Below are 10377 nucleotides of genomic sequence, written 5' to 3'. Positions count from 1 at the left end.
AATAGGAATGCGAGTTAAAATATCAGGCTCACAATGGAATATTGAAAATGTTCCTAAAATTCTTTCTTTACGCTGTGCTTACCTAAATGGGATGCTTTATTAATGATGTTTTTACAAAAATGAGATGCACCCAACCCTATACTCTATCATCACCAATAATCCAATAGTAATTTCTTCATTATCCTTGCCTGGATTCACAAATATTTCATTTAGCCATTTACCTTGACAGTCTTATATTAAGTTAGGCTACTCTTAGATTAAGAGCTATTTAAAAACCAACTAAAAGCTTAATAAAAAAGAAATAATCCCTATCGGATGTTTTCCGCTACTTTTAAGGTCAGAGTAGTTTATATACCATCGTTACAACTCAACACTAAAGGCTTTGAGCATAATGAGAAGCAACATCAAAAATATTTTTGAAGCTGTTGAAGAATCAATCAATAATATTAACAAGGAATGGTGTAGTTTTCAGGAGCATATCCGTGAGCAGCTACCCCCAGAGTACCATACTGAACTCGAAGGTTTAAACCTCGAATTCCAGATAGCGGTAAGTGCATTAATGAAAGAACTGAGTGAACCGGTTCTTACCTTAGCGACAACCGGGACAACTAGCAGTGGTAAAAGTACCCTGGTCAACTTCTTGTGTGGGGCAGAAATTGTTCCAGTTGCTGTACAAGAAATGAGTGCAGGGGTCGTGATTGTAGAATACAGTGAAACCAAATCTCTGAAAATTGATCAAACTCCAGGGGCAATTTGGGAATGTGGAGAATGGCCAAATCTTACAGACCAAGACATTTATGACCGTTTAGACCAAGCAATGAAGTCCTATCTTCAAGCTAATCGAGACGGAAAAACCAGTGTTACTTGTCCACAAGCAACGATATATTACCCTTTCCGGCTTGTAGCCAATCCTAAACTGCTTGATTTGCCTGAAAAAACCAAAGTGCGAATCATGGATCTTCCCGGTTTAGCTCATGTGGGCGATGAAGGGAATGGCTCTGTGATTAGAAAATGTAAAGAAGCCTTATGTATAGTTACCTATAATAGTGCAGAAACCGATAGACAAAAAGTTAGTAACTTACTCCAAGAAGTTGTTGATCAGGTCAAAGAGCTAGGAGGCTCACCAGCCCGCATGCTCTTTGTGCTGAATCGGATTGATGAGTTTCGTAAAGATCAAAACTGGCCGGATAGTGAAAGAGATTTTTTCAAAAGAACTGTTCACGATATCAAACAGAAGTTAACCAAGGAGCTAGAAGAATATCAAGAAGATATTAGTGCTTTAAAAGTCATCAAAATGAGTGCTTTACCAGCTCTATTGTCGATTAAAATGAAGAGGAATAATCAGCAAGAAAGCAATCAAGCATCTCGAAAAATCGACAGTATGTTTAACTTCTTAATCCCAGAAGATATTATAGAAGATTTACCCAGAAAAGTAGAGCGATGGGAACACCATGAGCGCCATCGTGTTGCCCAGACTGTTTGGGAAGCCTCTTACGCAGAGGAATTTCATAAATACCTGAAAGAGCATATCGATCAACATTTTCCACAATTAGTGATTCCACAAATTGTAGACCGCTTTAAAGCTAAAGCAGGTAATGCAGTAGTAGAGTGGGCTATACAAACCACTTATGCTTTCATTAATAGCTCAGAAGAAAACTACCAAAAAGAATGTGATAATATTGCTCGAATCCGGCAAGACATCAGTCAATTTATTTTACAAAAAGCTCAAGAACTAAGAGGCCCTTTTGAACAAATTGAAAATGCTCTAAAAGGTTTAATGGAGGAAAGTAACCAAATCGCTTCACTAGAGCAAGAGTTACCCGATCCTAGAGCAAGAGCAGATCAGATTATTGCCCGTATTATTGGCGAACTAAGAGAAAGCTCTTATCAAGAGCGTGCAGACAGCTTAGTTCCCCTTTATGGATGGCGAAAAGCCATGACAGAAGGGGTAGAGGAAATATTGGAACCTGTAATTGAGTCTTTGGATAACGGCAAACTCTGCTTAAACAGTAAAACCCTTCAAGCTGCTAATCCAACCATGTTTAATCTTTTAGAAAGAACAATTGACGATTTAATTGACTTAGGGTATTCTCCTGAAGTAGCTGAGAACGGCAAGGAGATCGAAGCACGTACTTACCAAGAAAAAAGTAATCTTAGCAAGCTCAATGATAAGTTGAATCAGTTAGCTGATATCTTGAAGCTTTTGATCAATGAAGCAGTAAAAAAAATATTAGAGCGAGAAATGAGGAGAGTGCGTGATGCTTTGGAAACCTTGTTGAATGCTTACTTATCTATTCTGGAAGAAGGAATGAGCAGTATTGCCCCTAATATAGGGATTAGCTTTTCCAAGTCACAACTGGTAAAGATTGATATTGAACTTCAGCCAAACTTTGAATTTAAAGCAGGATTTCCAATTGTGGAAGGGACATGGTTAGACTATGTTGAAGTTCCGAAATATAAAAGAGACTGGTGGTCTCTCTGGATTTGGAAAAGAATAGCATACTATATCGAAACCAAAGAACGCTCTAGTGATAATGCTCAGTTACCAAAAACCGAAGACATCCTGAAAGGATGGCTAGTGCAAAAAAATCAGGCAGAAGTAGAAATTTATCGTCAGGTTGCCGATTGGTTTATATCTCAAATCAATAGCTTTATAACTGGAGTTGAATCTTCTCAAAAAGAAATTGTAGACCGTTATCAAGAGCGGCTCGACAAAGCCCACGATCAAGCTAAACTCTCTCATCAACAAGACTTATCGATCTGGAATCCGCTACACCAGGAAGCTAAACAACTTGAGGATAATATTAAGAAAGGTGGAAAAGTTTTCAGGTAGTTTATCTTGATTTTGTAAGCTAATAAAGTAACCTGTTTAAGTTACTAATTTTCAGGATTATTTTAGCAATAGTACTAAAATGAAATGAATCAAGACTACCAAGACCCCCTAGCAACTTATCAAGAGCAGTTCAAGGAAATTTATGCGGCTATTAAAAATCGTGATCGGGGCTGTCTATATGCAGCTATCGCTTATCTAGACCCAGAGAATAGTGAAGATATTTGTCACTATTTTGGCATAAATAAAAAATCGACTCTCAACAAGGATATTGAATTTTGTAAACCTTTCTTGTTCAGTCCAATTAAGGATTTATCTATATTTAAAATTCCTTTACCAAATGAATTTGCAAAACTAAAAGAGGATATGGAAAATCAAACAGTAGAATTAATTAAAAACTTTGTTCCGGTTAAAGATAGCACAGAAATTTTTACAGTAATTATTCCTGTAGCTTTTATCCTTATTGCATTATATTTTTTATATTTCTCAAAAAATCAATCAGAGATAATTAGGAAAGCAAATAAAAATAAAAATAAAAATAAAAATAAAATAAAGTTACCCGAAGAAGGTAGAAAAAAAACTATAGATTCACCTGAACCTATAATTGATTCTCCACAACAAAGAAAGCCTTCTGTTTTGTGCTTAGTTGTTCCTTCTCATCAATTAAGTGGCTTAAATCCAGGTGATTTGATTTCTTCAAATCGTGTTCAAGAACTTATATCCTCTGCGTCTTATTTTTTATGTGATGGTTCAGTCCAAGCTATTGACCAGAAAGTAAACCTCAATCTCAGTACAGAAAGTATCAATTATTCCAGTGAAGAATATGCTTATATCCAGCTGATAATTCCTGAAGGTGAAGGGATGATTGCTCAGGAGTCCAAATACAGTCTTAAGAAGAAGCTACCTGATGGCGGTGCTGAAATCCAGAAAATTGCTCGTCTTACCAACCTAGATGGTTTAGAAACTTTTATCTGTGCTTAAGGAATTACAATAGATTATAAAAATGGATTGGAAAACTGCTTCATCCTATTATGAAACTCGTTTGGGTGACGCCTTAACTGTGCTTCGCCACGCCGTTGATTTAGCCAGGCTTCCTCAAGCGGGAGTTCCTGCTCACCTCAAAGAGATTCTTTTAGAAGAAGAAAAACCCGCTCGTCGTCAGCTTGAACGCTTGAAGAAGCGAGAATTTCGGATTGCTGTTGTGGGTTTGGAAAAGGCGGGAAAAAGTACATTTGTCAATGCCTGGTTAGATTGTGATTTACTGCCAGCAAAAGCTGGACGTTGTACTTTTACAACGACACAAATTTATTCCGTTGAAGAAGATTCTCAGCAAAGGCTAGAAGTTGAGCCTAAAACTGAAGAACAATTTACTAGTCTATTGCATGAACTGGAGTCAGAGTCTAAGAGTAATTCTAAGCATAGAGATGGAGCTAAACAAGATTTAGAGACAATCCTAAAATATCAAGATACCTTAAGACAAGTTCGTAGCGAAGGTCGGAAAACTATCCCATTTACTCGCCTTGAAGACATTAACAAAGACCTTAACAAGTATGTTGCTGATGAGCAATACGCCCATGCAGTATTAGAAGCTAGACTGTATACCAATAAACTCGCCCAAGCTGAGGGGATTGTTTTCTATGATGTGCCTGGATTAGACTCAGGTTTAGCCAAGCATATAGAGGAATCTAGAGAAATGCTCTCAGATTGTGATGCTGTCATTGTGGTGCAGCAATTTTCTAGTATTCGGGGTGCAGAACTTCAAATTGTTGAGTTTACTGAGCAGGGTGACAAGAATGTAAAAGTTGCAGATAAACTGTTTGTTTTCTTGAGTCGGATTGATCAGTTTGCTAGTCCAGCAGCTCTTAAAGAACATCTGGATGTAGCATCAAAAGATTGGTATCGACGCGCACAATTACCTCCTCAGCGAATTGTCCACGGTTCAGCGGGAGCTTATTTAGTCTTAAATGGTTTGGCCAATCAACAAACCGTGGAATCAGTTGGCAGTCCTGAAGAAATTTTCACTAAGCTTAACTCTCTGACAGGTATCGAATACGAGGAAGCCTTAAGACAGGAAGCGACTGGTATCCAGGAAATCAAGGCTCGCATTACTGATTATATTAATAATGAAAGGGTTACTGTTTTAGAAAAACGTTGTGACGCTTTAATCACCAACATACTAACAACATCAAAAGAAATTTTTGAAATCGTTAGTAAGCGTTATTCAGAGAATCCAGCGGAAGCCAAGCGATTACAATAAAATCAACGTCGGATTGAATTTTCCCAGTGGTGGGAAGAAAAGTGGAAAACGATTAAAGCAGACCTAAGCGACTATTATAATGATAATATTCGCAAGTCTACGGCAGCAGGGGAAGAATCGCTCACGTCAGATGTCGTAGAAAAATTTCGGTCTCGATATCTCCAGGATATTGAAACCAAAATTGAATAAATCAAGACCGATAACGAACAAAGAAAACAGCGAATATTTAAGGAAACTAATGCCGGTGTATTTGATGCTAAAGTAACTGACTATAACTGGCGTAAAGAACTTTCTGGTACCATTAGCACCCTCTTAGTAGATATTGCTCATCAACTTGCTCTGGAAATCAAGGAAGAAGCATTAAAGTGAGTTGACTATCTGACCAAGTTACTCTGGAAAAGTCACGAATTAGAGCAGCGACTGATTGGTAATCCCGAGGAGTTTGTGGAAGTCTTAAGTCGAAGTTTGACGGCGTTATTTCTTCGCTTTGCACGTCCGGTTGCCGACTCCTTAATTCCTGGCCCTTTAGGTAGTGAAACTCGTCAGCGTATTGTGAAACGACTGGGAGCCGATATAGAACTAGTCGATAATTACTACAGTGGGGAAGAGAAGGCTTTCAGCGTGCTAAAACGATATGTAAATCGTGGGTCAAAGTTGCTCTATGATCCCAAGCTTCGCCATGAGCTATTAGGTATTCGTGACGTCTCTGGGGATGTGCCACCAAAACCTACCAATTCAGCGGAGGAGGTGATATTGGAACTTGAAACGGATCTCAAAGCCTTTGAAACCTATTTGCGTTCGGCTATTTTTGAGGCCGCAGGGTTTGGGCAATTTTGCCTACAGGAACTGGATGAATTGCGCGATCGCTTTATTCGATATGAAGCTGTGTGGCGAGGAGTAGCCCAGAATGAATGGTTAGCAGAAAATCCCTTACTAATGGCTGAAATGCCAGAGGATTTAAAGGCTCATGAAGTGAATTTAGAAGTTAGCGATCGCTTACGCCAGTTATCTACTGCTTTAGCAAAGGGAGTAGGGAGTAGGGAGTAGGGAGTAGGGAATTTGTAGGGTGGGCAAAAACAGTTTGGTTCTTTTAATAATTCTAGATTAGATTACTTTGCCCACCCTACTGCATCAAGACTATAACCTTTAAGCAGTTAACTTTGCCCAAAAGGCCACGCGTGCGCGTTCAACCTTCAACCAGCTTCACGCTTCAGCTGGGGCAGAGTAAATTAGTTAGCTGAACAAAGACCGTTGCTAGCAGTATAACCTGACGGACAACTTGAGGCGATTGTCCCAGCTACGTAAGGCTTTTGACCCCTATAATTTCCTCCTTGACCAAAAATTTGGGTCTCAAGCCCCGTCCTTCGTTCGGCGGATGCACGATTCTTTTGCTATAATTAGGATGTAGCCTAGCACAGACAGGATTCGTCGGTACTGTCATAAAACCTACGAGCGTTTTGCGATGCTAGTACATGAGGCGCGAAAAACCTCATTAAAAACGTATGGATCAAGCGCGGATACCGAAAACCAGTAAAGCAAACCTTGAAAAATAAAAAGTACCGTGGGGTTAGAAGTTACCGTAAGAAGAGTGGAGCCTTAATCAAAAAGTTTTAACCCTTTTACCCATAGCCGACTAACCATAAAGGCTCCACTCTTCTAAGGTTTCGTCTCCGGCACACGGAAACTGAGAAAACTCAACGCTTAGGGAGATAAGCCCACTGGGGTTAGTTAAATTAGGCTAGGTATTTGGTTTTTAAACGGATATTGGGCTTAAATATTGCCTTTGCTGGATAACTAATTTTAGCGATGCAGCGCGGTCTTGGGGGTTTCCCCCATGAGCGACTGCATCAAGACAAGGCATGTCGATGAACTAAGAATCCCCGCTCTTATAGGGCGGGGAGTGTCAACATAGTTGCAAACTACTATAGCTACATTGTTCAACAAGTAGGGAGTAGGTAGCTTGTAGGGTGGGCAAAAACTGTTTGGTTCAAATGAGTATTCTTGTCGGAGATTACTTTGCCCACCCTACTGCATCAAGACTTCAACCAGTGGTGCGTTACGGGGCGGGCTCTCCCAACCAGGGGCGAAGAGGCGGAAAATCAGGGCAAGCCCTTCCCTAAAGCACCCTACGCAACTATAACCTTCAACTTTTTAACCTTGAACCTTCAACCTTCAACCTTGGCCAAAAGGCCACGCGTGCGCGTTCAACAGGATATTAACCGTACCAAACCGATTCAACCTTCTCAATTACCTCTTGTACAGAATTCCCATCACTCAAAACTGTGACATGACCTAACTTACGTCCTGGACGGGATTCAGTCTTACCATACCAATGGACAAACGCCCCTGGTAAACTGGCTAAGGTCTGCCGTTTCTGTTGGTAATCATCCTGGGAAGACTCATAACCCAAAAGATTGACCATTACTGCACTGGCACAATGCATCTTTGGGCTACCTAAGGGTAAACCCACCACAGCTCGCAGTTGCTGCTCAAATTGAGAGGTTTCGCAAGCATCAATGGTGTAATGGCCGGAATTATGGGTACGAGGGGACACTTCATTAACCAAAACCTTGTGATTGCTAGTGAGGAATAACTCAATCCCAAAGACTCCCACTACGTCTAAACTAGTCAGGAGTGTTTTTGCGATCGCATTCACCTCCGCCACCGTATCTGGGCTAATCTGAGCTGGTGCAATCACTCGCCGACACACCTGTTCTTCCTGCTGAGTTTCCACCACCGGGTAAACCACCACCTCCCCATCTACAGAACGGGCAGCCATTACTGCCAACTCCCGTTCAAAGGGAATAAACTCTTCTAGCACCACAGGCTGATTCCCTAACTGGTTCCAAATTTCCTGTAAGCTATGACTGTCTTTAATAATAAACGTACCCTTGCCGTCATAACCTTGGCGTCGCGCTTTTAGCACCAGAGGAAACTCTAACTGACTCAGGTTGATTGGGGTCCGAGAAGGGCGTTGCTGATTCTGGGTATGATTTTGCCCCCCTAGCCCCCCAATTTTGGGGGGAACAAAACTCTGAAAGTCCCCCAAAGTTGGGGGATTTAGGGGGCTTGACCAAAACCAAACGATCGCGGATTCATACTTCAATTCAGCAACGCCCCGAGAAGAGCCTAGGGACTTTAATTCCTGCTTACCCACCTCCCCCTCCAGACTGATGAACTCTGGCTGGGGTAAACCAATCCGTTCGAAATAGCAGCGTTGGTGATATTTATCCAACAGTGGCGCTAAAGCTTCTAGTCTAGGGTAAAAGCAAATTCCCCGCTTTGCCAGACATTTCAGAGCATCGAGGTTAATAAATTCATTCTCAAAGGTAATCACATCACAGCGAGATGCCATTTGCTCGGTAGCTACCCCATCATCAATAGCAGCAAAGATAGTTTCAGCAGCAACACAAACAGCTGGATCAGTAACATTAGGAGTTTGAACCACTAGCCGAATACCCAAAGACTTAGCAGCCATTGCCATCATCCAGGCCAGTTGTCCTCCACCAATTACACCTACTCGTTTAATCGACATCCCAAAGACTCACAAGCGCAACACCAGTTTTCAGATGCACCTTGCTGACACAGTTATCAAATTTGCACACCATCCAGCATACCATCGGTCAAGTCAGCCCGATCAATCAAGACTGTTGACCGTTGACCATCAACAGTCAACAGTCAACAATTTATATCATGTCAGGATAATTACCCTTAACAAAAATCTGCTCTATCTCCCCATCTCCCCATCTCCCCATCTCCCCATCTCCCCATCTCCCCACCCTCCCCTAGATGATAGGTATTCAACCAAACTTGATATTACAGGTTACCAACACCCTAAAGAGTCACGAGTCACCACACCAGTGGTAGGATTCACCCCACTTGCTACATCGCAGAGTTTTAAGCGTTGTCTGACCGGTTGGATCAGGGTGCTACTAAAATCAGCACCAGTGATGTTAGCCCCATCAAAACTGGCACGTTGCAGTAAGGAACCAGTAAAGATGGCATCAGTTAAATCTGCATGATTGAAGCTAATGTTGTAGGTGTCGCTGTTGGTAAAGTCTGCTCCATGGAGATTAGCATTATTCAGGGTAGTATGTTGGATAGATGCTTGGATCAATTTGGCATCTGCTAAGTTAGCCTGGTCCAAATTGCAATAGCTAATTTGGACTTCCTGTAAGTCTTGACCAGATAAGTCTGCTCCCACGAGTTGTTTCCCATCGCAGGCTATACTCTTGGCGTGAACAGGTAAGGGATAACAAAAAACAGAGCACGCAAATAAGAATGTAACCAGTAGCCGGAAAAACATAAAGATTTATTGCTGGAATCGTTCAACTCAATCATACTGTGATGCATAATCACTTGAGTTACACCCAAGTAACTAGCACCAAATACTGCTCAGCCATCTTACAGCTTAATAGATCATGGCGAGCACCTTGAACAAATGCGATCGCTCTTTAGGACAACAAGGCTAATGTAAGCATTCAGCTATCAGCTATCAGCCGTCAGTGGTCAGTGGTCAGTGGTCAGTGGTCAGCGGTTAGCCGTTTGCCTTTGGCACCTCAAGTAGCACCATCTGTAGCCCATAAGCTGATAGCTGATAGCTGACGGCTGATAGCTTACAGGCTAATCTCGCCAGAATCGCTAAAATCATAGTGAGCGATATTTTTGTGAGATCGATGCTTAATATATTTTTGACTTGGCTGCTAAGTGCTATCTCACTAATGATTACTGCTTACCTGGTACCAGGAATTACCATTAGTGGTTTTGGTGCAGCTGCTGTAGCGGTAGTAGTCATTGGTTTAGTTAACGCCATCATTAGACCGATTCTAGTGATTCTGACCTTGCCCATCACAATTTTATCCATGGGACTATTTCTGTTGGTGATTAATGCTATCACCCTATCCCTGGCATCCTATTTCACTCCTGCTACGTTTCTAGTAAACGGTTTCTGGCCAGCTTTTTTCGGAGCCATCGTTCTGACTTTGGTGTCTAGTGTTATCAATAGCTTCGCTGCTAATCAAGTTTAAGCTATCAGCATTCAGCATTCAGCTAATGCGCAGCGTGCGCTTAGCGCATTAACTAAATGCTTACCTAATTTAGCTGGCACTACTTTTAATAAACTATACTTCTGGGCTTAAGTTTTCAGCTACAAGAGCTGACTATTAAATAGCTGATCAATAGGTGAAAGCTGACTGCTCAAAGTATACCTTTACTTGAAGTTAGTGTAATTTTTGAACTGCCAAGGCTCAAAGTACAGCAATAAGAGATATAGACTAACCCAAGGTGTGGA

8 protein-coding genes are annotated in these 10377 nt (G+C 41.3%); 6 read left to right on the top strand and 2 right to left on the bottom strand.

The annotated features are described in order from the left end of the window. Positions 1–391: 391 nt before the first annotated feature. From F6K46_RS17415 to F6K46_RS17395, 5 genes are all read left to right on the top strand, one after another. Positions 392–2833 (top strand): dynamin family protein, encoded by a 2442-nt coding sequence (locus F6K46_RS17415; RefSeq protein WP_293059043.1) that lies wholly within the window; start codon positions 392–394, stop codon positions 2831–2833. Between the two features lie 84 nt (positions 2834–2917). Next, entirely contained in the window at positions 2918–3811 is an 894-nt protein-coding gene (locus tag F6K46_RS17410; RefSeq protein WP_293059040.1) for a hypothetical protein, read from the top strand. A 22-nt stretch (positions 3812–3833) separates the two neighbouring features. After that, the gene (locus F6K46_RS17405) at positions 3834–5087 is read left to right on the top strand and encodes a dynamin family protein (RefSeq protein WP_293059037.1); all 1254 of its coding nucleotides are present in this window, start codon (positions 3834–3836) and stop codon (positions 5085–5087) included. A 444-nt stretch (positions 5088–5531) separates the two neighbouring features. After that, complete coding sequence (locus F6K46_RS17400; protein ID WP_293059034.1) at positions 5532–6134, top strand: hypothetical protein; 603 nt, start codon at positions 5532–5534, stop codon at positions 6132–6134. Positions 6135–7078: 944 nt separating this feature from the next. After that, positions 7079–7207: a hypothetical protein gene (locus F6K46_RS17395; protein WP_293059031.1), complete on the top strand. Its 129-nt coding sequence runs from the start codon at positions 7079–7081 to the stop codon at positions 7205–7207. A 95-nt stretch (positions 7208–7302) separates the two neighbouring features. Here the strand turns inward: F6K46_RS17395 and F6K46_RS17390 are convergent, their stop codons facing one another. Next, the gene (locus F6K46_RS17390; protein ID WP_293059028.1) at positions 7303–8622 is read right to left on the bottom strand and encodes a 5-(carboxyamino)imidazole ribonucleotide synthase; all 1320 of its coding nucleotides are present in this window, start codon (positions 8620–8622) and stop codon (positions 7303–7305) included. 288 nt (positions 8623–8910) lie between these two features. Then, positions 8911–9291 (bottom strand): pentapeptide repeat-containing protein, encoded by a 381-nt coding sequence (locus F6K46_RS17385; protein ID WP_293059025.1) that lies wholly within the window; start codon positions 9289–9291, stop codon positions 8911–8913. A 472-nt stretch (positions 9292–9763) separates the two neighbouring features. On the opposite strand from F6K46_RS17385, the gene F6K46_RS17380 reads away from it, so the two are divergent. Next, the gene (locus F6K46_RS17380) at positions 9764–10114 is read left to right on the top strand and encodes a phage holin family protein (RefSeq protein WP_293059022.1); all 351 of its coding nucleotides are present in this window, start codon (positions 9764–9766) and stop codon (positions 10112–10114) included. Positions 10115–10377: the final 263 nt, after the last annotated feature.

It is taken from the genome of Moorena sp. SIO3E8 (assembly GCF_010692445.1).
GTDB classification, from domain to species: Bacteria; Cyanobacteriota; Cyanobacteriia; order Cyanobacteriales; family Coleofasciculaceae; genus Moorena; species Moorena bouillonii.
Note: the sequence above shows the minus strand (reverse complement) of the source record. Positions and strands in the feature narration are given on the sequence as shown.

What these genes read in the sequence shown, in the direction of transcription:
- F6K46_RS17415 (WP_293059043.1), top strand. Translation starts at nt 392, where the DNA reads ATGAGAAGCAACATCAAAAATATTTTTGAAGCTGTTGAAGAATCAATC.
- F6K46_RS17410 (WP_293059040.1), top strand. Translation starts at nt 2,918, where the DNA reads ATGAATCAAGACTACCAAGACCCCCTAGCAACTTATCAAGAGCAGTTC.
- F6K46_RS17405 (WP_293059037.1), top strand. Translation starts at nt 3,834, where the DNA reads ATGGATTGGAAAACTGCTTCATCCTATTATGAAACTCGTTTGGGTGAC.
- F6K46_RS17395 (WP_293059031.1), top strand. Translation starts at nt 7,079, where the DNA reads ATGAGTATTCTTGTCGGAGATTACTTTGCCCACCCTACTGCATCAAGA.
- F6K46_RS17390 (WP_293059028.1), bottom strand. Translation starts at nt 8,622, where the DNA reads ATGTCGATTAAACGAGTAGGTGTAATTGGTGGAGGACAACTGGCCTGG.
- F6K46_RS17380 (WP_293059022.1), top strand. Translation starts at nt 9,764, where the DNA reads ATGCTTAATATATTTTTGACTTGGCTGCTAAGTGCTATCTCACTAATG.